Consider the following 23,987-nt stretch of genomic DNA (forward strand, 5'->3'; position numbering starts at 1 on the left):
TGAAAGCGAATTTTCTCAATCAGGGCAAGGGCTCGTAGCCAATCTTTGAATCCCACAAAATGGATATGTGTCTCGTTCACCTTTGTTCCTAGCCTCAGAGCATATATGGACCCATCTACTGATTTTCCGTGTTCTACTTATGCCTTTATATACACAAAAACACTCACCACTTTAGCATTGAACCATAGGTGGCGAGTGAAGTTGTATCACTTGGAATATTTCGTTCAATAAGTCTGGTATGTGCTTAGTCGTATCTCAATCTAAATCACAACCCCATAAAACTCTCGTCGATTCTTCCCCTTGACCTCCACCATGACCTCGTCACCGACCTGTAAAATCCGGTACATCCGCGGTGTGGATATACTGATGCGTACGCCTGGTCGAATTTCCGCTTTGAAGAGTCCATGATAGATATGCGTAATCCGCGCCCTCACCCGTGCTCCCCGTTGAATCCGATCCCCGACTGCATGAAATGGATTGGGCAGCAATTCACGCCGGGAAACAATCGGACCGTTGTTCCCGATGGATACCACTTGTACATTGAATCCTTCACCAATGTATCCAACAAGACTTGTATCCCAATCATAGAACGATCGTGGCATCAAGGCCTGAAAACCTGCCACGTTCATGATATATCCACCGCGAATTTCAGCTTGAATTACACCATAGGCTTGTCCACCTTCAACGACACGACGCGCGTTAATTTCTCGCAGGCGTTCGAGTGCCTTCTTACGATTGAGGACAAGAACAGGATTCGCAGCATCTTCGAGATCAAAGTCATCGATGACGGCAGAGATCCAGTAATTGAGCAAGCGCTCCGGGTTATCCGCAGCAGCGACTCCTGAGTATTCCTCTTCCACGGGCAAGATGATTTTCGCTGAACCGATGTCTCCGATGAGGAATTTTTTTCGCTTCCCGTGAAGTGATACCGATTCTGTACCAAATAATCGATAATGCACGACGGCCGCGTTTTTCTTCCATGTACGAGCGACGGCTGGGAGTTGTGTGTCGGTAATCTCTTCAGGGTTCCCAATGAGCGCCCCTTCAGCAAAAGTATTCACATAAACGACTTGGCTGTTTTCCATTTCCTTGCTCCTCTCGGTTCAGACTGTGGCATCTGTCGTCACCGTAACACGCAGGAAAAAATGACACGTGCCAACATCGTGTCACCTATGCACGATTCTTACGGTCAAATCCGCACTTCGGGCACCGCCACTTTCGTTCGTCCGCGGTCAACTCAAGATACGATGCCTGACATCCTGGGCACTGTTTCCCCTGGCGGCTCTCGATAGGCATGTCAGGTATTGATCGGCGGCGTAAATCAAATCGTTGAACAGATGGAGTGGCCTGATCCTGGCCAATTTCGTCACTCGGGTGCTGTGCGGATGCGGGCTCATCTGTGGATTCAACCAACTCTGTTTTCGCCACAACTGACTTACGTTGAGGCGATATAACTTCCTTAACTGATTGGTTTGGATTCGTCAGCACCAGGGTTTGAACGGATATTACCTCGTTTGAATTCGCAGTCGGCTTTACGAATGTTGCTTTTAACACAGCCACGTCATCGGACGATTGTAACTGATAGCTTGAAGTCGAGCTAGCCATTTCCGCCTCAGGTTTGTCTTTCACAACGTGAGCTGGAACGGTCTCATCCATACGTCGTATCCAATGGACACCAGAGTGCACGGTACTCAGCCTTCGATTGTCTGAAGGAGAGGCAAGGAACCCCCGTTTTTGCTTGACCCACGAATCGGCAACCGATGTAAACCCGATAAACGGCACCTGCGCCTGGTTATCGACGGTCATTAAAAACACAGCCTCGTCTTTGCTCAGACCAAAAGATAAGTCCTCAATGCGAAAGCGCGGATCGACATCTTCTCTCGTGCTAATCCTTCGATCTCGGTTACGATTGTCAAATCCGAACCAGCTCAGCTTATTCTCCATATTCGTCTCTTTGACGTTCACCACTGTGCCTAGCGCATCTTCAAAGAATCTCGCATCGTTCGATGACGGGGCCGGAAAAGACGATTTTGTTCCGACAGTTCCCTTCCACGACCTCAAGAAACTTTTTACTCACGTCCTGTAGTTGCGATCGCGCTTGAATCGCCAACATCATCGCAACTCTATATTTGCGGATTTGCGAGAACGCTTCGATAAACGAATCAGTTCCAAACACGCCAAACTCATCTGCATAGAGGTAGACGGGGCGGCGTGTCCATTCGCTGCCACTGCGGCTTAGAGCGTATGTCTTCATCGTAATGAGAAACAACTTGCCGAATAGTTTTCCGAATGTCCGATTGCCGGTGATGACCATAATCAACCGACCAGGTTCTTCTTTGCCCGCCTGAAAGAACGACTGAAAATCAAACATCGGCAATTGCCCACGACGAAGGACTTGTCGCATTCGTTCATTTGTCGCAAGCTCGTTGACGACAATTTTGAGCCCCTTCGTGATTTTCTCAAGGTGTTCAAGTTTCGCTTCCGTACGCGTATCCATCAGGAATGACCGAGCAGCAGACAAGACCATACTTCGATGATGCTCTTCCATCTCATCGTAGCGAGCCTCAACATACGGACGCTCATGCATCCATAAGTCTGCCACGCCACCGTTCTCATCCTTCTTGCCCTTACCACGCTCCGGCCTCCGATGCATGGCATGGTCGTAGACCATGGAACACACAGCTCGGAAGTGCACGGGATCCGTCACCAACTCGGAAAACTGAACAAAGTCTGTCTCTGGCCATAGCGGGACTTGCACCTGAATGACACTGCGAACCAAATCGTCCTGTGCATTTTGGAAAAACGAATCCTGTTCACCCATCTGCTCTTTGAGAACAACGCGAACATTATCTACAATGTCGGCGATATCACCGCCTGAAAACGGATTGAAAGACACCGTACTGACGTGTCCGATTCCGCCCCGCAAGTCAATGACGTCCCGCTTCACATTCATTTTCTCAGCAAAGTCGAGGGCGCTTTGTGCAAAGCCGCCATCGGGATCGAGAACAATGACATCCATCGGATTGCCTAACGCAATTTCACGGATATCCTGGTACACACCTTTGGTCAAAATGCGACTCGTCTTCCCCGTACCCGTACTCCCGACGACAAGCGTATGCAAGAATCGATCACGCCCTTCGAGAAAGACGGGACGGCCATTATCTTTGCGAACGCCTATTTCAATATCCGATAGGTGAAAATCCCTATCTTCCGTGTCACGTTTTGAAGATGTGGCGACGCTTGTTGCTCTGAGGCGATGAAGTAGGATAATTCGTGTTCTCGACGGTATGACTCGAACAATGAGGAATAATAGCGTCGAAACCATCGCGACCACGATGACTGCTGCAATTAACCAAGAACTCTGATACATGAGCGGATTCATAGCATTTACATTAGGGAGCGACAACTGGGGGTGCATGCCTTGGGCCAGCGGATTGGCAATTTGCGATCCGTTCGTCGGCACGTGAACCGTGCCTGCGTGTGTTGGATGTGAAGTGGAATGAGTGACAGTTGTTTGCCACTTTACCACGACACGTTGAATTCGTACAAAGACAAATCCGACACCGCCAAGAGTGAAAATACTCGCTATCATGGCTACCATGCCGAATAATTTATAGACGAGTTTATAGATGAGAAATACACCCACCAGCGCGCCAAACATGATCCAAATCATCCTTGGAATGATTTCGAAAATGTGCGCGATGGTGGATACCGGCAAGATGTTTGGTGGTTGCACGCTGTTCTCCTTCCCTCGTTTATGTACATTTTGAAGCGGCATTCTACCACTTTGAAATTTTCGCTTGTGTTCGCTAACATAAAAGTTGACCACGTGGAGGTACATTGATAACCGAAAAATTGACCACCCCGACATCCCCTTCCTGTACGCTGTAGTTGCTGAGACTACACGAGCGGGAGGAAAAGGAATGATCGAGATGGTCACTAAAGAATATATCCGTAAACGTCGCTTTGTGGATGGTTGGTCCATTCGAAAGATTAGCCAACAGTGCGAAGTGTCGCGCCAGACAGTCCGCAAAATGCTGTCTGACGCAGACATCCCCAAATACACTTTGAACAAACCTCGCCCGAGACCGAAGATGGAACGTTGGCTCCCAGTCATTGAGCGCTGGCTGGAAGAGGACAAGAAACCCGGCGTTCCGGCCAAGCAGCACCATACCTCAGTACGTATCTACGAGCGGCTTGCCGATGAGTACAAGGATGAGTTCGATGCTGCGGAGTCTACTGTCCGCCACTGGGTAAGTCGCTTGAAGGACAAGTCCAAAGAGGCGTTTGTTCCACTCACAGCGGATGCTGGTGAGTTGGCCGAAGCTGACTTTGGATCCGTCACGATTTATGTGGGCGGCAAGCGGACGGTCGTACACATATTCGTGATGCGCCTACGAATGAGCGGAGTCTTGTTTGCCTATGCATTTTCCACGGAGAGACTGGAGGCGTTCCTGGAAGGACACAGATTGGCGTTTGAGTGGTTTGGCGCGGTTCCGGCTGGCGTGCGCTACGACAATCCCAAGACGGCGGTGACGAAGATCCTTGCGGGGCCAGCACGTGAGGAACACACGCTTTTATCCTCACTGCGTGCGCACTATCTATTTGACAGCGACTATTGTCGATCAGGGGAACCCAACGAGAAAGGTAGCGTAGAGAATGGCGTCGGGTACGTCCGTCGACACGTCTGCGTACCCGTCCCCAGAGTGGACAGCCTTGAAGAATTCAATGACCAGCTTCTGGCTTGGTGTTCAAAGAAGCGTGAGCAGAACTGGTCGATGTGGGAACAAGAACGCGCCGGGATGCGGACGTTGCCTGAGCGCCCGCACATCTGCGCCGTTTCACATTGGGTCACGGTGAACAAGCTATGCTTGGTGACTTTCCAGAGAAATCGATACTCCGTGCCAAGTGAGTATGTGGGGAAAACGCTGCAACTGCGCGCGTTTGCGGAGAAGATCGAGATTGTCGACAGGGACCGCATGGTCGCGACGCACAAGAGGTCTCATGACCGACAACAGACGCTTCTGGAACTTGAGCATTACCTGTCCGTCCTTGAAAGAAAGCCGCATGCTGTTACACACGCTGCGGTTGTACGCCAACTACCGGAAGTCTACCAACAGGTTCGCCGCCGCATGATGGCGAGCCGGCCAGATGGCTACAAGGACTTCGTGCCTGTCCTCCAGTTACATCGCTCGTTCCGAGCCGAAGAGATTCTACAAGCCATTCAGGAAATTGGCCCCGATCACGTGAGCGCCGAACAAATTCGCAAGCGCCTCTCACCAGTTGAGAACACAAGCGGCACAGTTGTGATCCCGGATGAACTGAAAGCCTTCCGTCTCAGTAAGCAAAGCCTTTCTCGCTACGATTCCCTAGCCAAAGGGGTGGTGCACTGATGGACGACAATATCCAAGCCGCTAAGATAGACCTGTATTGCAAGGAATTACGCCTTCCGGGTCTGCGCAGGTCCTATGCGTCGCTTGCACGAGAGGCGGTGGACAATGACTACTCGTTGACGCGATTCCTAGCCGGATGCCTGGAGGAAGAACGGTTGTCCCGCCAACAAAGCCGTCTACAGACGTACACACGGCAGGCCAAGTTCCCGGTAGCAAGGACACTCCAAGAGTTTGACTTCACGGCGATTCCGAGCCTCTCCAAACCAAAGATCCTGAGCCTTGCAGAAGCGAATTTCGTGCGGGACAAGGAGAACGTCGTGTGTATGGGCGGAAGTGGCACTGGGAAGTCTCATGTGGCTGTCGCGCTGGGACATTGTGCGATTGCGGCCGGGTACCGTGTCCGATTCATCCCGGTGATGCAACTTGTCCAGGAATTACTGCAGGCAGAGTCCGAGTACCGGTTGCCAAGGTATCTGCGTATGTGGGACAAGTTCGACCTCGTGATTGCAGACGAGCTCGGCTACGTCTCACTCACCCAGGGCGGACCGCTGTTGTTCCAATTCTGCGCACACCGTTACGAACACGGCAGCTTACTGATCACCACAAACCTCGAATTCGGCCGCTGGGACGAGGTGTTTCATGACACGACGATGACTACGGCGTTGCTGGATCGCCTGACCCACCATGCTCATATTCTCGTGTTTGAAGGTGAGTCGTACCGCTTCCGTGAGAGCCAAAAGCGCAACGCAATCGATAGGGGGACTGCATGATGAAATGGGGGACCGGTTTGCTGCGAAACGATGGTATGAACGGAATAGGCTGGTGTTTTGACATGGGATACCAAGTATTCCCTCTGTTCACAGGCATGACGATAGGCGTCCGAGTGACAGAGTGCTACGAACGAGGACAAGTGCTCGCAGTGACAGACAACCAACTCACCATGGAGTTCGGGACCCGCCGAAAGTGGTTGTACACCTTCCACCAAAATGAGCAGTGCTCAGCAAGACTCACTGCAGAGGCAGCGGAAAAAATATTGGATGAAGCGATGGAAGCCGAGTTACACCGACCGGTGAAGAGTGTGGAGCAACATGGACACTTAGAAAACAACGATAACTTCTACTTCTAAGCCCCGGGGTGGAAAGGAGGTGAGATAAATGCACAGATCCCGTCTCTCATACCAACCAAATATGAACAGATGGGTTGTAACGACGGGAACCACGGATTATGGACTTCACTGCGGTGAAACATTTGAGTTACTGCTTGGCCGCACGCGCTTCCCGTGTAGGCTGGAGATGGCCGACAGCTGGTACGTTGTGATCGCTGACACTACCCTCGCTCTCAGACAGAGAGAGACCTACACCATCTATATGTAACCCTCTTCCGAGCAACGGAAAAACACACCTGACTGCTGGCTAACGTTTCGCCCGGGGTGGTCAACAATTCGGTTAGCAAGGTGGTCAACTTTTCGATTGACAAACACACTTACGGCATAGAATGTCTTTTCTCGCTGTTTAAGACGACGAAAGTACAAAAGCATCTGCCGGATATGATAATCCGAGAAAACCTCGATTTTGACATCGGTTCGGAATCTTGAAATTTTCCGTATTGGATTACTTTTCTCGTCGTAGAGTTCCAATTCTGATTGGGCATAGTTTAGAAATGCACGGAGGTTTATCAGCTTGTGGTTCAGGGTTACAGGGCTGTTGTCTCGCTCACATTGGCAGTGGATGAAATAGCTTTTAACGAGGAGGTGGATAACATTGGACATGTCAATACGCTGATTTTCGACACAAAACTGATGGAATTCATCAAGTGTACGCTTATAACCTTGGAGAGTGTGGGGAGAGACGTTTTTCAACTTTCGATCATCAATAAAATCTTTAATCGCAAATTTGATCAACAAAAAAACCACTTCCTTCCTGAATCCTATCTCAGGAAACAAGTGGTCACAGCTCAATGAAAACGTGTCAGGCTACGGCCACACGGTTTTCACAACTCGAAAATACGCCGTTTTCCCGCATTATTACTACTCTGGTCGGAATGACAGGACTCGAACCTGCGACCTCACGGTCCCGAACCGTGCGCTCTACCACCTGAGCTACATTCCGTCGTGATCGACCGCTTCGCAAAGCGGACAAATGACACTATAGCAGGGTATTGGCGGAGCGTCAACCTCTCCCTGAAGTAATTTCATGGATGCGAACAGATGATCGCATGTCTGGCACAAGACTGATATACTTGAAAGGACGAAGGTGACGGAAAGGGATGAGTTTGTGTCACTCATCGAAACGAACGAGCAGACGATTTTGCAAGGCCTCAATCCTGAACAGCAGCAAGCCGTTCAACATACGGATGGCCCACTCTTGATTTTGGCGGGGGCGGGGAGTGGAAAAACAAGTGTTTTGACGCGAAGGATCGCCTACCTCATCGCGGTGCGGCGCGTTCCTCCGTGGGCGATTTTGGCCATCACGTTTACCAACAAAGCGTCCAGAGAAATGACAGAGCGGATTGAACGGTTGGTGGGGCCAGCCGCCGCAGATATTTGGACGTCGACATTTCACTCGCTGTGCGCTCGAATTTTGCGCAGGGACATTGCGCACATTGGCTACTCGAACTCGTTCACCGTTCTGGATGGCGCGGATCAACTGTCGGTTGTAAAGCGCGTCATGGTCGACATGAACATCGATACGAAGAAATATGAGCCGAGAGCGGTTCTGCATCAGATCAGTCAACACAAGAACGAGTTGAGATCCGCGGCAAAAGTACAGGACAGTGCGGGTTCGCCGTACGAGAAGATGGTGGCGAACGTGTACTCGGAGTACGAGCGTCGGCTCAAGGAAAACAACTCGCTCGATTTCGACGACTTGATTATGAAAACTGTCGAGCTCTTTCGATCACAGCCCAGTGTCCTGCAGTATTATCAGCAGCGTTTTTCTCATATTCACGTCGACGAGTACCAAGATACGAACCATGCCCAGTACGTGTTGGTGAAGTTGTTGGCGGAAAAGCGCAAAAACGTGTGCGTCGTAGGCGACTCGGACCAATCCATCTACGGTTGGAGAGGTGCCGATATCCGGAACATCCTCGACTTCGAGCGAGATTATCCCAACGCAGCCGTCATTCGGTTGGAACAAAATTATCGATCCACCGGAACCATTCTGCGAATTGCCAACCAGGTGATTTCCAAAAATCAGGTTCGACGCGACAAACGGCTGTGGACCAGCGCCGGCGATGGCGAAAAGGCGCGTCTGTTTCACGCCGCCGACGAGCGCGTGGAGGCGCAGTATGTGGCGGACCAAATCTTGGAGCTGGTGTCGAACGGTGCTTCGTATGCGGATGTGAGCGTCCTGTATCGAACGAACGCTCAGTCGCGCGTGATTGAGGAAATGTTTCTGCAAAGGGGCATCCCGTATCGGATTTACGGCGGTCTCAAGTTCTATGAACGGCGCGAGATCAAGGACGTTCTTGCCTATTTGCGGCTTGTTTCCAATCCCGACGACGACGTCTCGTTTTCGAGGGTCATCAACGTGCCAAAGCGCGGCCTTGGAGATACGTCGATTCGCAAGCTGGAAGAGTTTGCGCGTCATCACGGACTATCGCTTTTCGCTGCCGCAAGCCGCGCTTCGGAAGCAGGGTTGAGCCGCAAGGCGGCAGAGACCGTCGCGCATTTTGTTCAAATGGTTTTAAACCTGCAGAGGCAGCGCGAGTTCCTCCCGCTTACGGATTTGACGGAGGAAGTGTTTGCAAGGACGGGTTACCGTGAAGCGCTGGAACTTGAAAAGACCTTGGAAGCGCAAAGCCGATTGGAAAACTTGGATGAGTTCTTGTCGCTGACGAGAGAGTTCGATGAAAACGGAAGCCGGGACGACGGAGTTACCCCATTGGAGCAGTTCTTGACGGAAGTCGCCCTGGTCGCGGATACGGATTTGAACAAAGGTATGCCGCAGGGCGGGGAATCTCAGCGAGACGAAGTGACCATGATGACGCTCCACGCGGCGAAGGGTTTGGAATTTCCAACCGTGTTTCTGGTGGGTATGGAGGAAGGTGTGTTCCCGCACAAGAGGGCTCTCGAGTCACCCGAGGAGATGGAGGAAGAGCGACGTCTCTGCTATGTTGGAGTTACGCGGGCGAAAGAGCGCCTGTACCTTACGACCTGCAGCAACCGAATGATCTTCGGTGAGCGGAGATCGTTTACGACATCGAGATTCCTGGCTGAAATGCCAAGTGACGCCCTGGAACAAGCAGGAACGATGCGGCAATCATTTCTCGTGGAGCGCCGGGATCCACCGAGGCGCCCCGCGGAGTTGGCAGGGAACGGGTCGGGCATGGTGGTTCCTCAGTCTTTCGGGGCCGACCTGTCGCTTTCGTACGATCCCGGCGATGTCGTCGAACATCGCAAGTGGGGGCGGGGCACCATTGTGTCGACGAACGGCCATGGGGAAAGCCTCGAACTGATGGTTCGGTTTGAAGAACCCATCGGCGAGCGAAAGCTTTTCGCGAAGTTCGCTCCAATCGTCAAAGTATGACCCTTTTCGGACAACCTCTTAAAAGGGAAATGGTGTGTCGGAGGATGGAACCATGGGATTGACGTTCGAGGAAGCCAGAGATCGGGTTGAAGCCCTGCGGCGAGAGATTGAGTATCACAATCGCCGCTACTACACGGAGGATAATCCATCGATTTCGGATGCGGATTGGGACGCGCTGATGCGTGAACTGATTCATCTCGAATCGGAATATCCTGAGCTTCAATCGGACACATCGCCAAGTCAGCGGGTGGGTGCGCCGGTGGCGGCAGGGTTCGCCAAAGTCGAGCACGAGATTCCCATGCTCTCGCTTGCCAACGCGTATTCGACCGAGGAACTGCTTGAGTTTGATCGGCGCGTCCGGCAAGTGATCGGCAGAGATGTCACGTATGTCTGTGAGTTGAAGATCGACGGTCTTGCCGTTTCACTGCGTTACGAGCAGGGGAAATTGATTCGTGGCGCGACGCGCGGCGATGGCGATGTTGGCGAGGATATCACCCAGAATATCCGGACCATTCGCAATGTGCCACTGCAGTTGTCCGAGCCAGTTTCACTCGAAGTTCGCGGTGAAGCCTACATGCCAAAGAAGGCTTTTGCGCTTCTGAATGAACAGCGCGAGGCGTCGGGCGAGATGCCGTTTGCCAATCCGCGCAACGCCGCGGCGGGATCGCTGCGCCAGCTCGATCCCGCCATTGCCGCTTCGCGACGCTTGGGCGTGATCGTCTACCAATTGGCGCAGGCTGAATCGTATCCCGTTGAATATCACAGCGAGGCTTTGGAGTGGGTGAGCCGTCTCGGTTTGCCGGCCAACGGTGAACGGAAGATCTGCCGCTCCATCGCGGACGTGATTGCTTACATAGACGAGTGGGCCGAGAAGCGCCACACATTGCCCTACGCAACAGACGGCATGGTCATAAAAGTGGACAGCCTGGCTCTGCAACAGGAACTGGGCTTTACCGCGAAGAGCCCGCGTTGGGCCATCGCCTACAAATACGCGGCGGAACAGGCTGAGACCATCCTTCGGGACATCGAGTTGAGCGTTGGCCGTACGGGCGCGGTCACGCCAACCGCCGTGTTCGATCCCGTTCAGCTTGCCGGAACCACCGTCTCGCGCGCGTCACTCCACAACGAAGATTTGATTCGCGAGCGTGACATTCGCGTTGGCGATGTCATCGTTGTGCAAAAAGCCGGTGATATTATCCCTGAGGTGATCAAGTCGCTTGCGGATCGGCGAACGTTCGATTACCCCACGTTCGCGATGCCCGAGTGCTGCCCCCAGTGCGGAGAACCGCTGCGGCGTTTGGACGGCGAGGTCGCCTGGCGTTGTGTCAATCCGAGTTGTCCTGCGCTGATTCGCGAAAGCCTGATCCACTTCGTCTCCAGGGATGCCATGAATATCGAGGGCCTCGGGGAGCAATGGATCGCCATTTTGCTCGAGAAGGGGCTCATCCACACGGTTGCCGATCTCTATCGGCTGACGAAAAGCGATTTGTTACAACTGGATCGAATGGGCGAGAAACTCGCGGATAAACTGTTGGATGCGATTGAACAGAGCAAGCGCAACTCGTTGGAGCGCCTTCTGTTTGGTTTAGGAATACGGCACGTCGGGGAGAAGGCGGCGAAGACGCTCGCGCAGGCGTACGGGACGATGCAGAATCTGATGTCCGCCACCGTGGATTCGCTGGTCACGGTTCCAGACGTCGGTCCGAAGATGGCAGAGAGCATCGCCGGCTATTTTGCCACGCCAGGCGTACAAGAGCTGATTCGGGATCTAGAGGATTTGGGATTGAATATGGATTACCTGGGCCAGCGGATCGAGAAAGTGGAGAGTCCCTTTACTGGCAAGACCATCGTGTTGACGGGGACGCTTGCGCAAGCGGATCGAAAGACGGCGACAGCTTGGATTGAACGATTGGGCGGGGTCATTACGGGCAGTGTAAGTGCAAAGACCGATTTTGTCGTCGCCGGCGAAAAGGCCGGAAGCAAACTGGAGAAAGCGCAAGATCTCATCCGCTCCGGCAAGAATCCGTCGCTGCAAATTCTCGATGAGGGTGCGTTCTTACAGCTTGTCGACGCGGCCGGGTTGCGCGACTGAGGGCTCCGCAAAAGCAGAGCCCGACCCATTTTGCGCGCGCACGTCATTCTTTTGACTTGAGAAACTCCGGCACCGTCAGCTTTTGTTCCGTCTGAGCGTGAAAGAATGCGATACGATTGGAGAATCGGCCGGCAATGAAGGCAATAGGCAGCGCAATCAGCAATCCGATGATGATGTCGTTCGAAGCCAATGTGGTAGGCCCCCTCGCGTAGTATAATGAATTTGCATGGATTCGGTTATATATCTATGTAACGAGAGGACTTGCCATGCCTAGGGTTATCCGAACTGGTTTGGGAAACAGTTTGTGAAGCAATCAAACCCTCTGCTTTTGAAAAATTTTTCAATCTTTTTGCGTTATTTTTATAGAAGTAAATGGTATACGACGATTCGACTGGAGGCTGTTTGACCAGATATGATCCCGATTTGGTCCCTATTCATATGTTTTGCCATTGCCATCGCGATCTCCTTGGCTACAATACCGCTTGTCCGCGTGTTCGCGTTGCGAACGGGGTTCGTGGATCGGCCGAACAGTCGAAAAATTCATCGGGAACCCATCCCTTTGCTCGGTGGACTTGCTATCTATCTCGCGTTTGTGGTCGCCGCTGGCTTGGTAGGGCACAAACACTCCACGTTTTGGGGTATCACCGTTGGCGGGTTGTTGATTTTCTGCATTGGCGTGATCGACGATTTCTATAAGACGCGCGGCAAGGATTTTAAGGCTTGGCCGAAGTTCCTCACGCAAATCCTCGCTTCATTGATTTTGGTGGTGTACCACATTCGGATTAGCGGCGTCAATTTGCCTCTGTACCATTCCTATTTCACATTTCCTTTGTGGTTGTCGGTTTTGGCGACGGTGTTTTGGGTCGTCGGCATGACCAATATGATGAACTTTCTCGACGGCGTGGACGGTCTGGCGGCTGGGCTGGCTTCGATTTCTTCCATGACGCTGGTGCTTATCGCGTTGATGAAAGGTCAAGACACCATGGCGATATTGGCGGTATCCCTCGTCGGTGCGTGCCTCGGTTTCCTGAAATACAATTTCCACCCAGCCAGAATTTTTATGGGTGACGCCGGCGCCACGTTTCTTGGATACGCGTTGGCGGCAATCGCGATTGACGGGGCGTTTAAAAGCGCGACGCTCGTTTCGGTGGCTGTACCCGTGTTGGCGCTCGGCGTGCCGATTCTCGACACCGTCTGGGTCGTCTCCCGCCGATTCAAGGAACGGCGTCCTGTCTACGTCGCCGACAAGGGCCATACCTTTCACATGATGATGAAGTCTGGTCTCACCCAGATTCAAACAGTCGCGATTCTGTATTTGGTCGGTGTCTGTTTTTCCCTCGCCTCCATCCTGGTTGAGATCGTTTCCCACTGAAGCAGTGAGCGAGAGCACGTCCGCTGTGCTATAATCCCCACAGAACCCGCCTGGCAAAGTGCGACCTCGTTGGAATCTTTGGACAACCTCTGCAGCGAAGATCTGTGACGAGATCGGACATGCCATATCAAGGAGGACGTACGTTGAAAATTACGGAAGAAACAGTCAGTCACGTCGCCCGGTTGGCGCGTTTGGCGATGCCGGATTCGGAGAAGGCGCTCCTGGCTCCGCAGTTGAGCGACATCCTGGACTATGCGGAAACTTTGCAACGAGTGGACTTGACCGGCGTCGAACCGACGAGCCACCCGTTCCAACAGACCAATGTGTTGCGTGACGATGTCGTGCGAGACAGCCTTCCACGCGACGCGGCACTGATGAATGCGCCTGACAGCGAAGCGGGACAGGTCCGTGTGCCCGCCGTGCTCGAAGGGGGAAGCGAAGCGTGACGTTACATAGTTTGAAAGACATGATTGCATCCATCCGATCCGGCGAAACCAGTCCCAGTGACTGGGTCAACGAGTCGCTCGACGCGATTGAACGGTACGATGGAGCGCTGAAATCGTTTTTGACAGTGACAGCTGAGGAAGCCCGCGATCACGCCAAAAAGCAGCAGCTCACCAACGAGTCGGGACCGTTGTTCGGGATTCCGTACGCGCTGAAGGATAACATGATTACGAAGGGAATTCGCACGACGGCGGCTTCCCGCATTCTCGAAAACTACATTCCGCCGTACGATGGCACCGTCGCTCAGAAACTGCGCCAGTCTGGCGGCATTCTCGTCGGCAAGACCAATATGGACGAGTTTGCGATGGGTTCTTCGACGGAAACATCCGCGTTTCAAAAGACGGCCAACCCCTACGGGGCAAACTATGTGCCGGGTGGTTCCAGCGGTGGTTCGGCGGCAGCTGTGGCTGCCGGACTCGTGCCGTTTGCCCTGGGATCGGACACGGGTGGATCGATTCGTCAACCCGCCGCATTTTGCGGCTGCTTTGGCATCAAGCCGACATACGGACGCGTTTCGCGTTATGGCCTCATCGCGTTCGCTTCGTCCTTGGACCAGATTGGGCCATTCACTCGTTCTGCGGAAGACGCCGCCATCGTCCTGAACGCCATTTGCGGCTACGATCCGATGGATTCGACTTCCGCCAAGCTGCCTGCCGAGCAGCAGGTCGACTTTACGGCCGGGATCGATGCCGGCGTCAAGGGCATTCGGATTGGCATCGTGCGCAATCTGCCTGAGGAAGGACTGCAGCCTGCTGTGAAGGCCGCGGTGGACGGAGCGGTTCGGGCGCTGCAAGGTGCCGGCGCCGAAGTCGTGGAAGTCGAACTTCCGCATATGGAGTACGCCGTTGCGACTTACTATTTGATTGCGCCGGCTGAAGCCTCCTCCAATCTCGCTCGTTTCGACGGGGTACGTTACGGCCGTCGGGCTGAGGCGAGCGGCGTGATCGACATGTTCGAGCGCTCCCGCAGCGAAGGATTTGGCATGGAAGTCAAACGCCGCATTATCATCGGCACATACGCCTTGTCGTCGGGCTATTACGACGCCTACTACAAGCGGGCGCAGCAAATGCGAACGAAAATTCGCCAAGACTACGAGCAGGCGTTTGCATCCTGCGACGTCATCTTGATGCCGACGGCGCCCACGACGGCGTTCCAATTCGGCGAAAAGGCGGACAATCCGCTGCAAATGTACCTGAACGATATTTACACGATTCCGGCCAACCTCGCAGGCATTCCCGGCGCGAGTGTGCCCTGCGGATTTTCTGATGGACTGCCCATCGGGTTGCAAATCTTGGCCAAGCCGTTCGACGAACATTCGATTTTGCGCGTCGCGCACGCGTACGAGCAGTTGCGGACCTTTACGTGGCAAGCGCCGGTCTTGGGGGTGGCACGATGAATTGGGAGACCGTCATTGGACTTGAAGTGCACGTGGAGTTGAAGACGGCATCGAAGATCTTCTGCGGTTGTAAAAACGACAGCAAGTCGGAGCCGAACACCAACGTCTGTCCCGTGTGCATGGGACATCCCGGCGCGCTGCCGGTACTCAATCGCAACGCCTTGGAATTGGGGCTTCGAGCGGCGATGGCGCTCAATTGCCAAATCAACCAGAAGTCGAAGTTCGACAGAAAAAACTATTTCTACCCGGACTCGCCAAAAGGGTATCAAATATCGCAATTCGATAAGCCGATTGGTGAACACGGCTATATCGAGATCGAGCTGAATGGCGAAACGAAGCGCATCGGTATTACGCGCCTGCATTTGGAAGAGGACGCTGGAAAGTCCACGCATGCCGCGGACGGATCGCACACGTTGGTCGATTTCAATCGCACGGGCGTACCGCTGATTGAAATCGTGTCTGAACCCGACATTCGATCCCCGGAAGAAGCTCGCCTCTATCTGGAGGCGCTGAAGAGCATCATGCAGTATTGCGATGTCTCGGACTGCCGGATGGAGGAAGGATCGCTGCGCTGTGACGCGAATATTTCGCTGCGTCCGGTTGGGGAAACGAAGTTTGGCAACAAGGCCGAATTGAAGAATATGAACTCCTTCCGCAACGTCCAACGCGGGTTGGAATACGAAGTGGAGCGGCAGCGGGAACTTTACGAAAACGGCGAGGCCGTTGTGCAGGAGACGCGTCGATTCGATGAAGCGACGCAGACGACCATCTCCATGCGTTCCAAGGAAGAAGCGCATGACTATCGATACTTCCCGGAGCCTGATTTGGTCGATCTCGACATCGACGACGCATGGCTCGCCGAAATTCGGGCATCCATTCCGGAGCTCCCAGCCGCGAAGCGGCAACGCTACGAAGCCGAGTTGGGACTTCCGGCGTACGATGCCGGCGTGTTGACTGCGGATCCGCAAACTGCGACATACTATGAGCAAGTCATTGGGTTCGGCGTCGACGCAAAGGCTGCGAGCAACTGGGTTATGAGCGACATTCTCGGCGCATTGAACAACGAAGGTAAGACGTTTGCCGAATGCCCCATCACGCCAGAGAATTTGGCGGGGTTGATCAGCGAGATTTCGAGCGGCAAGATATCGTCCAAGCAAGGCAGGGACGTGTTCAAGTCGATGTGGGAGACAGGGAAATCCGCCGCGGCCATCATCCAGGAGCAAGGCATGGAGCAAATCAGCGACGCGAGCGTTCTGGGCCCCATTCTCGATGAGATTATCGCGAATAACCCCAAATCCGTTGCGGATTATAAAGGCGGCAAGGATCGGGCAATCGCCGCATTGGTCGGGCAGGCCATGAAGGCGACGAAAGGCAAAGCCAATCCGGGCCTCGTCAACCAACTGTTGATAGAGAAGATCAACGCGATCGACTGAGCAAAATTGAGCATCTATGAACATATAGAGATGAGCTTACCGAGGTAATCTAGGAGGAACACGATGTCTGAAGGAAAATCTCTTGAACTCGGTGCGTTGCATGAAACGATTGCTGTGCGCCTCAACGACGACGGCGACGGCGTCGCGACGATTGACGGGATGACTGCGTTCATCCCGTTTCTTTTGCCCGGAGAGCGCGCTGTGGTTCGCGTCACTGCGCGGGAGAAACGGTTTGTTCGTGCCGTGATCGAACAGCGGTTGGATGCGTCACCGGATCGCCAGGACGCTCCGTGCCCAGTGTTTGGGGCCTGTGGAGGATGCCAGGTGCAACACCTGAGTTACGAGGCACAGCTCGCGTGGAAGGAAAACCGCATCCGCTACCTCGCTTCCAAGCTTGGCCCGGATGTGGAGACGTTCGTGCGGCCAATCATCGGATCGACGCGCGAATTTCGCTATCGCAATCAAGTGCAGATGCCTGTGCGATACAACGAGGATGAATCCCGCGTTGAAATGGGATTCTTCGGCCACGGCACGCATGACATGGTGCCCACTGATTCATGCCATCTGCTCAGCGAGCCGATGCAGGAAACGTTGGATAGAGCTCGCAAGTTCCTGACGAGTTTGGGGCGCGACACCGCGGCAGCCGTCCATCATGTGATTGTGCGGGAGTCTCAGGCAAACGGCGAGCAGCTCGTGGTGTTCGCCGCGATCCACAACGACGAATCGCTGCGCCGCGCGTTGGCGAGATTTCACGCGAAGCAGGTCAAGACCGTTGCGTTCACCGAACAAGACCGTGTCGACGGCCCGGTTTGGGGACACAAGGTCGACGTGCTGAAAGGCGACGGACAGTTGATGGAGGAAATTGGGGGCATACAGTTCCGTGTGTCTCCGCGATCGTTTTTGCAAGTGCAAACGGACATGGCAAGTCGGTTGTACGACATCGTCCTCGATTATGCGCAGATTCGTCCCGAAGATACGGTGGTGGACGCGTACTGCGGCATTGGCACGATGACGCTGATGCTGGCCCAAGGCGCGAAGAGGGCCATCGGGATCGAGGAGATTGCTTCGGCGGTCGACGACGCGAAAGCGAACGCTGTTCGGAACCGCGTGACCAATGCGGAGTTTCATAGAGGCAGGGTGGAAGCGTGGCTGCCGCAATGGGTGCAATCTGGCGCGCGCCCGAGCACAATCGTCTTCGATCCGCCGCGAAAAGGCATTGATGGCCCTGCGCTGCGTGCTGCCATCCAGGCGAAGATTCCGCGGATTGTCTATGCTTCTTGCAATCCGGCCACACTTCGGCGCGATCTGCAGATTCTTCTGACCAATGGATACGAAATTGCTGCCATTCAACCGATGGACATGTTTCCTCAGACGGCGCATGTGGAGTGCTGTGTGTCGCTCGTCAGAAGAGTTGTAGGTAAATAAAATTCTCTCGCAAACTCGAATAAACACCTGCTCCAGACATAATAAACACCTGATACAAGCGGGAAAACGGCGTGAGGCAAAACGGAGAAATCCTTGCCCTACAAGCCCTTTTCCCGTCTTTTTTACCCGAACTTTATTATCCCAAGAATAAAGTCTTGACAGGAAAAAACAGGGTCAAGGCGAGAAAAAAGGGAACTGCTTGCGAGACATTATTATCACTGTTCACAATTGAGGACGGTGGAATGCGGGATTGGAGCGGGGAAAATGTCAGGGGATTTTTTGATGGGAACATAGTTAGAAATGCAAAATAGGTAATTTGCAAATTTCAAAATCAGAATTGGGAAAAGGTTACAGGAGGGTATAGGGAAAGGACTGTGCTGGAGAGAACGGGAAGAAGCTTGGTAACGGCGCGGTTTCGGGACATATGGGACTATGCCCGATAAGCCTTACCGACCACCAGGCAGTCTCTAATCGCCACTTCATGAAGAGTTCTGGTGAGTGGCAAAGTGAAATGCAGAATAGGTATTGTTCATTTTCAAAATCGGAAATGGAATGCTGTGGAAAACTAAGGTGAAAATCGTCCAATGGCAGGACTGTGACATGGAGAAATCATTCGTTATTGAGGTTGATTGCCCCCTTTCCCCTTAAATCTGTAATTATCTGGTGTAAACCGTTTTGAAAAATGCACAATTCAAATTTGCGATTTTCGATTTTGAAAATGGAATATGATTACAATCAGCAAGTTGGGCAGAGATGAGTTATCCACAAATAGGAGCGATGTTGTGGGTAACATTCGTTGATGACTTTGAAGATGCCAACGGAACAATGAAGGATCGAAATATCCCTTGGAAGGTCCAAAGGGCACAAGGGCGGCTTGGTCGATTGTAAACATCGACAACCAAGGCAGACCTGCTATTGCGTCTTAATCACAATACCTTTAATCACTATCTAACAAGTGCTTATGTGCAGGATTCGACATGATAGACCAAGAAGTTTAAAGGCAAATAGCTGGGCACGGAGTGCTCATCCTTATTTATGTGAGGAGAATGACACACCTCGACCCTTAAGCGGTTTGCTCATCCCTGTCTTTGTGAGGTGTGAGACCATGCATGAAAGCAACATCCAGTCACTTCAACAACAGGTGACTTCTCTTCGAGCGAAGGGAAAATACAAAGAGACCATCGAGGCTTGCTTCGATCTTCTGAAACGCGGTGAGGAGATTGGCGATTATAAATCGATCCTCGTTGCCCATTTGAACAGTGCGGCATCGTACTACTGTATCGGCGATATTGAGGAAGCGTTTCGTTGCATCAGTGCTTATGATGAAGTCTGTCGAGAACATGGGGACGAAACTGACCATTTGAATCGACACAATGTCCTATTTTTGCTGTACGAATACAACAAGGATTATGACAAGGCAAAGTCCACCTTGGACAAAGCCATTAACCTTGGTACACGGTTACGAAAGTACAACATTGTGAGCAATGCGTACAGCAATTACAGTCACCTACTCCTCGTGGAAAGGAACTTCGCGAGTGCGCTTGCGATGGGGAAGTTGGGGCTTGAGATGGCAAAGATTCATTCTCCGTCCAGCCCGATTCTGAAAGTCAGGGTCAAGCTGAATATCGCCGAGGCGTACATAGGGCTTGAGGATTTTAAGGGGTCGAGGTTATTCATTGAAGAAATCGAAAATGAGTCTGTCCTCGATTCGGATACATACATCAGGGAACAAGTTCAATTCAGCATGTTGCGAGGGAGTTGGTACTCCCATCAGGGTCACTATCGGGAAGCGTTCGAATGGTTGACCCATGCCAGGGATTTGGTCAGCCATTACGATGACATTTATCTTCTCGAAGAGATCCAAAGAGAGCGTTGCAGGCTGTGTGAACAAATGGGAGATATCGAGACGGGGTTCTATGCTCAGAAGGAATACATTTCGGTGCTTTTAGAAAGTCGAAAGAGAGAGCTGGAACGAACCGCCTTACAACTTGAAGTAAAGCACAGTTTGGCAGATTTAAAGAAGAGGGCAACGACCGACCATGCGACGGGTTTAGCAAATCGATATCGACTGGAATCAACCGCAAACGAATGGCTCAGAGAAGCGGCGGATCGGTGTGAAAACATCGTTTGTATTGTCGTGGACATCGACCATTTTAAGCGCATCAATGACCAGTACGGACACTTGTTTGGTGATGAAGTCATCCGTCAGGTCACAGACGCATGTACGAGCGTCTTACGAAAAGAGGACTTGATTGGTCGCTATGGTGGGGATGAGTTTGTTGTAATCTTACGTGGGGTTACTCTTGATGTAGGCGTAAGGAAAGCGGAGCAGATGTTAGAGGCGATTCGAAACTTGAATGTTAGCTGTGGCGAGACCCCAGTACCTATATCCGCAAGTCTGGGTGTTGCAGATAACGGGGAGGGTACGGTGTTGCAGTTTAACGACTTGTTTCAGCTTGCGGATGTAGAACTTTACAAAGCCAAAGCAAATGGGAGAAATCAAATTTCTGTTGAGGGTCTGTTAGACAGTCAGCGGGTACAAAATTAGTGGGATTTGATTGACATATCCCTTGAAGCTGATTCAACGGGGCGGTTCATGTTGAGTCATGGCACAGCGAGACGTAAACGAACACGTTGTTCAACATGCTGAAATGCAAAAACGCCCCTCGGAATCCCAAGGGGCATTTGCTGTATGTGTTTCAGTGAAAGTCCACGTCAATCTGACGACCGATTTGCTTCTGGCTCTTAGGAATCCTGACTTCCAGTATCCCATTCCTGTATGACGCTTTTGCTCCCGTGTCATCCACTGCAGTCGGCAATGGTACAGTGCGCGAGAATTGTCCATAGTATCGTTCCATGCGATGCACGTTCTCGTCCTTTTGTTCGCCCATCCGTTCGATTTTACCGCTGAGATGAAGATGGTTGTCGTGGACGGTAATATTCACGTCTTCCTTCTTCTCCAGCCCAGGGATTTCGGCGGTCACAATCACTTCGTTTTGGCTCTCCCGAACGTCAACTCGAATCCGTGGCATATTCGCAAAGTGACTGTCGAACCAATCATCATCGAACAGCCGCGGGATTGAGCCAAAGTCACGTCTCATGATATTGAATGGGTCGTAGGGGACTAATGGCATCTTGATTTCACCTCCAGATCATAAATGTCAGCAATTATGGTTCCCCGTGGCAGGGTGAATTTTGCATATAAGATCGGAATTTTCATCATATGACCGTGAAACGAATGTTCCTGGGCGTAAGTTACGGAGGCACTACCTTTGCAGTCCTCTTCTTCTCCCGTACAACCTCACGAATCGCTTACTTTCTCTTTGTACTCTCTCTTCATACGGCGAGGGGGTAGGCATTGGAGCGACGATACGGGGGCGTTTCCAAATGATTCTCGGTCTCGTGCCTGGTTTGTTCTGTTTTGAAGCTTCATCGGGATTCCGAGGGACGACGAAAACGCCATCGGGGAAATTATCGTCCCAGTCTTTATCAGCCATCACTCATCATCCTTTCGTTGCTTATAGATATTTCTTAAACTTGCTGATCGCTTCTTGATGTCTTTGGATTGCACGTTTTGTACTGACCGCCATAGGGACTTTTGTGTTGCAGATTGGTTGATCCAGCAACTTTACCCTGTGAGATGGTCTGCCGTTTGACTGTTCCCTATTAACTGCCCCCTCTGACTCAGACCGCCTGACCAGAGCCAACACCTGCTCGACAGTCATATCGCATACATTGGCGATGGTCGGAACGGGAAGGAGGTCGAACAATTGAATCGCGATTTCCTGTCTCACTTGTTGCCGAATCTCATCGACGGACTGCTCCCGTTCACTTGTTATTTTTGCTCCCTCCGTTTCCGCCCTTTCTCCGAACGACTGGACTCTGGACTATCGATTCACTCTGTTTTCACCATGATAACTCAAGAGTCGCTATATGTAAAAATGTGGTTAAATAGAGTTTGGATCATAACAGGATTGGGTAGAGCAGGAGACTGGACGAACTTTTCGTACCAAGAATAATTGGCGCACTTAGTAATGCGGAGCACTTCATCCTCTATAATGAGGACATTGGTGGATGCTGTTTGAAACAGGCGACGAGGCGGGGAATAGCGAGGAATGTGTATACATATGAGGGCGCGACCTTCTGGATATTATTCTACGTGTGGTTTGCGTTGGAGATGTCACTCTGGAAGCGTGCACGTTTGCTTCGGCGCGGGCAACCAAAAAAGCAAAATGATGACCGTGGTTCTGCGGTACTAATTATACTTGGAATGTATGTGCTGATTTTCATATCGATTGCTTTCTCGATACGTCACCTGGGGATTCTACCACGATGGACGCAGTATATAGGCTACGTTTTGATGATTGCGGGCATGATCATTCGATTCACTGCGATAATCCAACTTGGACGGTTTTTCTCTCCTGTTGTCGGAGTGGTGTCAAACCAGGAAATCGTGCAATCAGGACTGTATCGTTCAATTCGGCACCCAGCTTACACGGGTGGGTGGATTACGGCGGTCGGAATCGCCTTTGGTCTCCGTACATGGTGGGAGTTCTGTTATGTGGTATCGGCTTATTGCTCATCTATGCGTACAGAATTCGAGTTGAGGAGAAGGTCTTGGTTAGGCATTTTGGGGGAGATATGTGGAGTATCGGAAGCGGACGAGGAGGATGTTTCCTGGAGTATGGTAACGAAGTGACAGGGATTAGTAAGGGACAGAAAGGGGAGTCAGCAATTACCGAATTTTAGTTGATATTATGGCGGTGAGGAGATGATGCCATTGAGAAGATGGGTAACGCTTGTAATCTTGGTTGTTGTGGTAATCGTGGGTGTTACGTGGCTACGAAACGAGAATGCGTTGAACACACCTAACCCCCAGCCATCTGTTACAGTAAATGGGTGGAGCAGTGGAATTGGAGCGGTGAGTTCAAGTGATATGGGTTTTGATCAACAAAAGATGTCTTTTTCAGCGACGATATGGAATAACACGAACCGCACCGTGTATGTCACAAATGTAAGAGTAAAGTTACCGAATTCGTTACAGAACCATATTCTTTCAGGTAGCACCCTGATTACCGTAAACAAGTCTTTGGCACCAAACACTACTTATAAGATAGCAGGACAATTCATTCTTGATACCAAAGGGATGACGAAAGAACAAATCGTAAAACTTGGACATATTGAAGGGTTTACAGTAAACACCAAATCTTGAAGAACGACGAAGTGTTTTGTGTGATTACATCCAGATAACAAACACTCCCACATATCCCTGACACCTGAAGTTCCACTGGAGGATTGTTCATGGTTTCTCCTTCAGATGATGTATTCGTTGCACAGTGGCTCGTGAACAGCCTGCTTCCGTTTGACAGCCACTTGGCGGGGGCTGTCGTTCCGCCAGGATTCGAAGCCTATGCATGCATCCTACATCCTGCACAAAGTACGTCTGGGTATGTGTCTTGGGCTGAGATTGCGACATGGGCAGGATGTATCTATCATCCTTCCATGCAATTTGAGTCCATTGCTACACCAGTGAACGGGAGCGGAGCCGATTCAAAGCCGTGGGATGGTCAAGTGCCCTATCACTTGCCACTAAGTCATGCAGACGCGCTTGCACATATACTTCGCCCCTTCACGACAACTCCAGAGAAGATACGGTATCTGGTGTGGGATGGATATGGGAGCCTACCAGCAACGTCGCGACCCCGCGTACAGAGACTCCATCGCAATTATCTGCTGTACTATGGTGGTATTGATGATGCAGAGGATCTGGGTATTGGTGAACATCGGGAACCCCCTGAATATTGGTTTCCTGACGATAAATCATGGTGCGTTGCCACGGATGTGGG

22 protein-coding genes and 1 tRNA gene are annotated in these 23,987 nt (G+C 51.9%); 15 read left to right on the forward strand and 8 right to left on the reverse strand.

Translation table 11 applies throughout. The features are described from left to right. Window positions 1-260 precede the first annotated feature (260 nt). The 3 genes from AAC01S_RS13690 to AAC01S_RS13695 all read right to left on the reverse strand — a co-directional run bounded on the left by AAC01S_RS13690 (window position 261) and on the right by AAC01S_RS13695 (window position 3,736). Complete coding sequence (locus tag AAC01S_RS13690; protein ID WP_067623427.1) at window positions 261-1,085, reverse strand: hypothetical protein; 825 nt, start codon at window positions 1,083-1,085, stop codon at window positions 261-263. Window positions 1,086-1,170: 85 nt separating this feature from the next. Beyond that, a complete protein-coding gene (locus AAC01S_RS19975; RefSeq protein WP_245630224.1) occupies window positions 1,171-1,944 on the reverse strand; it encodes a zinc ribbon domain-containing protein in 774 nt (257 codons plus the stop codon). Between the two features lie 40 nt (window positions 1,945-1,984). Then, window positions 1,985-3,736 (reverse strand): type IV secretory system conjugative DNA transfer family protein, encoded by a 1,752-nt coding sequence (locus tag AAC01S_RS13695; RefSeq protein WP_245630225.1) that lies wholly within the window; start codon window positions 3,734-3,736, stop codon window positions 1,985-1,987. Between the two features lie 187 nt (window positions 3,737-3,923). Here AAC01S_RS13695 and istA point away from each other — a divergent pair, with 187 nt between their 5' ends. Genes istA through AAC01S_RS19575 form a run of 4 tightly spaced genes read left to right on the forward strand, consistent with a single transcriptional unit; the run spans window position 3,924 to window position 6,766 of the window. Continuing rightward, window positions 3,924-5,393: an IS21 family transposase gene (istA, locus tag AAC01S_RS13700; RefSeq protein WP_067623430.1), complete on the forward strand. Its 1,470-nt coding sequence runs from the start codon at window positions 3,924-3,926 to the stop codon at window positions 5,391-5,393. Continuing rightward, window positions 5,393-6,163 carry an IS21-like element helper ATPase IstB gene (gene istB / locus AAC01S_RS13705; protein WP_067623432.1) on the forward strand — a complete coding sequence of 257 codons (771 nt, stop codon included), beginning with the start codon at window positions 5,393-5,395 and terminating at the stop codon, window positions 6,161-6,163. Before istA ends, istB begins: the two co-directional genes overlap by 1 nt. Next, window positions 6,163-6,519 (forward strand): hypothetical protein, encoded by a 357-nt coding sequence (locus AAC01S_RS13710; RefSeq protein ID WP_067623434.1) that lies wholly within the window; start codon window positions 6,163-6,165, stop codon window positions 6,517-6,519. Before istB ends, AAC01S_RS13710 begins: the two co-directional genes overlap by 1 nt. A gap of 28 nt (window positions 6,520-6,547) precedes the next feature. Then, window positions 6,548-6,766, forward strand: a complete 219-nt coding sequence (locus AAC01S_RS19575; RefSeq protein WP_067623442.1) for a DUF5348 domain-containing protein — start codon at window positions 6,548-6,550, stop codon at window positions 6,764-6,766. Here AAC01S_RS19575 and AAC01S_RS18895 read toward each other — a convergent pair. Further along, a complete protein-coding gene (locus AAC01S_RS18895) occupies window positions 6,757-7,296 on the reverse strand; it encodes a phage integrase SAM-like domain-containing protein (RefSeq protein WP_217997839.1) in 540 nt (179 codons plus the stop codon). The genes AAC01S_RS19575 and AAC01S_RS18895 overlap by 10 nt on opposite strands. A gap of 129 nt (window positions 7,297-7,425) precedes the next feature. Further along, a tRNA-Pro gene (locus AAC01S_RS13725) sits at window positions 7,426-7,501 on the reverse strand. Window positions 7,502-7,666: 165 nt separating this feature from the next. On the opposite strand from AAC01S_RS13725, the gene pcrA reads away from it, so the two are divergent. Then, the gene (gene pcrA, locus AAC01S_RS13730; RefSeq protein ID WP_083511803.1) at window positions 7,667-9,919 is read left to right on the forward strand and encodes a DNA helicase PcrA; all 2,253 of its coding nucleotides are present in this window, start codon (window positions 7,667-7,669) and stop codon (window positions 9,917-9,919) included. 52 nt (window positions 9,920-9,971) lie between these two features. Continuing rightward, complete coding sequence (ligA, locus tag AAC01S_RS13735; protein WP_067623447.1) at window positions 9,972-12,011, forward strand: NAD-dependent DNA ligase LigA; 2,040 nt, start codon at window positions 9,972-9,974, stop codon at window positions 12,009-12,011. Window positions 12,012-12,054: 43 nt separating this feature from the next. Here ligA and AAC01S_RS19580 read toward each other — a convergent pair whose 3' ends face one another. Next, window positions 12,055-12,201 carry a hypothetical protein gene (locus AAC01S_RS19580; RefSeq protein WP_174520855.1) on the reverse strand — a complete coding sequence of 49 codons (147 nt, stop codon included), beginning with the start codon at window positions 12,199-12,201 and terminating at the stop codon, window positions 12,055-12,057. 222 nt (window positions 12,202-12,423) lie between these two features. Between AAC01S_RS19580 and AAC01S_RS13745 the strand changes: the two genes are divergently transcribed. The 7 genes from AAC01S_RS13745 to AAC01S_RS13770 all read left to right on the forward strand — a co-directional run bounded on the left by AAC01S_RS13745 (window position 12,424) and on the right by AAC01S_RS13770 (window position 20,689). Further along, the gene (locus AAC01S_RS13745) at window positions 12,424-13,383 is read left to right on the forward strand and encodes an MraY family glycosyltransferase (RefSeq protein ID WP_067623453.1); all 960 of its coding nucleotides are present in this window, start codon (window positions 12,424-12,426) and stop codon (window positions 13,381-13,383) included. Window positions 13,384-13,526: 143 nt separating this feature from the next. Next, window positions 13,527-13,829 carry an Asp-tRNA(Asn)/Glu-tRNA(Gln) amidotransferase subunit GatC gene (gene gatC / locus AAC01S_RS13750; RefSeq protein ID WP_067623456.1) on the forward strand — a complete coding sequence of 101 codons (303 nt, stop codon included), beginning with the start codon at window positions 13,527-13,529 and terminating at the stop codon, window positions 13,827-13,829. A 20-nt stretch (window positions 13,830-13,849) separates the two neighbouring features. Beyond that, window positions 13,850-15,283, forward strand: a complete 1,434-nt coding sequence (gatA, locus tag AAC01S_RS13755; RefSeq protein WP_067623480.1) for an Asp-tRNA(Asn)/Glu-tRNA(Gln) amidotransferase subunit GatA — start codon at window positions 13,850-13,852, stop codon at window positions 15,281-15,283. Then, window positions 15,280-16,716 (forward strand): Asp-tRNA(Asn)/Glu-tRNA(Gln) amidotransferase subunit GatB, encoded by a 1,437-nt coding sequence (gene gatB, locus AAC01S_RS13760; RefSeq protein ID WP_067623459.1) that lies wholly within the window; start codon window positions 15,280-15,282, stop codon window positions 16,714-16,716. Before gatA ends, gatB begins: the two co-directional genes overlap by 4 nt. A 63-nt stretch (window positions 16,717-16,779) precedes the next feature. Continuing rightward, window positions 16,780-18,141, forward strand: a complete 1,362-nt coding sequence (gene rlmD, locus AAC01S_RS13765) for a 23S rRNA (uracil(1939)-C(5))-methyltransferase RlmD (protein ID WP_067623461.1) — start codon at window positions 16,780-16,782, stop codon at window positions 18,139-18,141. Between the two features lie 71 nt (window positions 18,142-18,212). Next, complete coding sequence (locus tag AAC01S_RS19325) at window positions 18,213-18,452, forward strand: hypothetical protein (RefSeq protein ID WP_157071180.1); 240 nt, start codon at window positions 18,213-18,215, stop codon at window positions 18,450-18,452. 794 nt (window positions 18,453-19,246) lie between these two features. After that, on the forward strand, window positions 19,247-20,689 hold the full coding sequence (locus AAC01S_RS13770) for a tetratricopeptide repeat-containing diguanylate cyclase (protein WP_067623483.1): 1,443 nt from the start codon (window positions 19,247-19,249) through the stop codon (window positions 20,687-20,689). Window positions 20,690-20,840: 151 nt separating this feature from the next. Here the strand turns inward: AAC01S_RS13770 and AAC01S_RS13775 are convergent, their stop codons facing one another. Then, entirely contained in the window at window positions 20,841-21,275 is a 435-nt protein-coding gene (locus AAC01S_RS13775; RefSeq protein WP_067623463.1) for an Hsp20/alpha crystallin family protein, read from the reverse strand. Window positions 21,276-22,411: 1,136 nt separating this feature from the next. Here AAC01S_RS13775 and AAC01S_RS20265 point away from each other — a divergent pair. Together AAC01S_RS20265 and AAC01S_RS13790 are read left to right on the forward strand one after the other, a co-directional pair. Beyond that, window positions 22,412-22,840: a methyltransferase family protein gene (locus AAC01S_RS20265; RefSeq protein ID WP_370670831.1), complete on the forward strand. Its 429-nt coding sequence runs from the start codon at window positions 22,412-22,414 to the stop codon at window positions 22,838-22,840. 81 nt (window positions 22,841-22,921) lie between these two features. Then, window positions 22,922-23,353 (forward strand): hypothetical protein, encoded by a 432-nt coding sequence (locus AAC01S_RS13790; RefSeq protein WP_067623475.1) that lies wholly within the window; start codon window positions 22,922-22,924, stop codon window positions 23,351-23,353. A 417-nt stretch (window positions 23,354-23,770) separates the two neighbouring features. Here the strand turns inward: AAC01S_RS13790 and AAC01S_RS19755 are convergent. Beyond that, window positions 23,771-23,987: hypothetical protein (locus tag AAC01S_RS19755; protein ID WP_217997840.1), on the reverse strand; the 217-nt coding region annotated here is incomplete at its 5' end.

The sequence above is a fragment of the Alicyclobacillus acidiphilus NBRC 100859 genome (genome assembly GCF_001544355.1).
Lineage (GTDB): Bacteria > Bacillota > Bacilli > Alicyclobacillales > Alicyclobacillaceae > Alicyclobacillus > Alicyclobacillus acidiphilus.

What these genes read in the sequence shown, in the direction of transcription:
- AAC01S_RS13690 (WP_067623427.1), bottom strand. Translation starts at nt 1,085, where the DNA reads ATGGAAAACAGCCAAGTCGTTTATGTGAATACTTTTGCTGAAGGGGCG.
- AAC01S_RS13770 (WP_067623483.1), top strand. Translation starts at nt 19,247, where the DNA reads ATGCATGAAAGCAACATCCAGTCACTTCAACAACAGGTGACTTCTCTT.
- AAC01S_RS20265 (WP_370670831.1), top strand. Translation starts at nt 22,412, where the DNA reads ATGTATGTGCTGATTTTCATATCGATTGCTTTCTCGATACGTCACCTG.
- gatB (WP_067623459.1), top strand. Translation starts at nt 15,280, where the DNA reads ATGAATTGGGAGACCGTCATTGGACTTGAAGTGCACGTGGAGTTGAAG.
- AAC01S_RS19975 (WP_245630224.1), bottom strand. Translation starts at nt 1,944, where the DNA reads ATGGAGAATAAGCTGAGCTGGTTCGGATTTGACAATCGTAACCGAGAT.
- ligA (WP_067623447.1), top strand. Translation starts at nt 9,972, where the DNA reads ATGGGATTGACGTTCGAGGAAGCCAGAGATCGGGTTGAAGCCCTGCGG.
- AAC01S_RS13710 (WP_067623434.1), top strand. Translation starts at nt 6,163, where the DNA reads ATGAAATGGGGGACCGGTTTGCTGCGAAACGATGGTATGAACGGAATA.
- rlmD (WP_067623461.1), top strand. Translation starts at nt 16,780, where the DNA reads ATGTCTGAAGGAAAATCTCTTGAACTCGGTGCGTTGCATGAAACGATT.
- istA (WP_067623430.1), top strand. Translation starts at nt 3,924, where the DNA reads ATGATCGAGATGGTCACTAAAGAATATATCCGTAAACGTCGCTTTGTG.
- gatA (WP_067623480.1), top strand. Translation starts at nt 13,850, where the DNA reads ATGATTGCATCCATCCGATCCGGCGAAACCAGTCCCAGTGACTGGGTC.
- istB (WP_067623432.1), top strand. Translation starts at nt 5,393, where the DNA reads ATGGACGACAATATCCAAGCCGCTAAGATAGACCTGTATTGCAAGGAA.
- AAC01S_RS13745 (WP_067623453.1), top strand. Translation starts at nt 12,424, where the DNA reads ATGATCCCGATTTGGTCCCTATTCATATGTTTTGCCATTGCCATCGCG.
- AAC01S_RS13775 (WP_067623463.1), bottom strand. Translation starts at nt 21,275, where the DNA reads ATGCCATTAGTCCCCTACGACCCATTCAATATCATGAGACGTGACTTT.
- AAC01S_RS19575 (WP_067623442.1), top strand. Translation starts at nt 6,548, where the DNA reads ATGCACAGATCCCGTCTCTCATACCAACCAAATATGAACAGATGGGTT.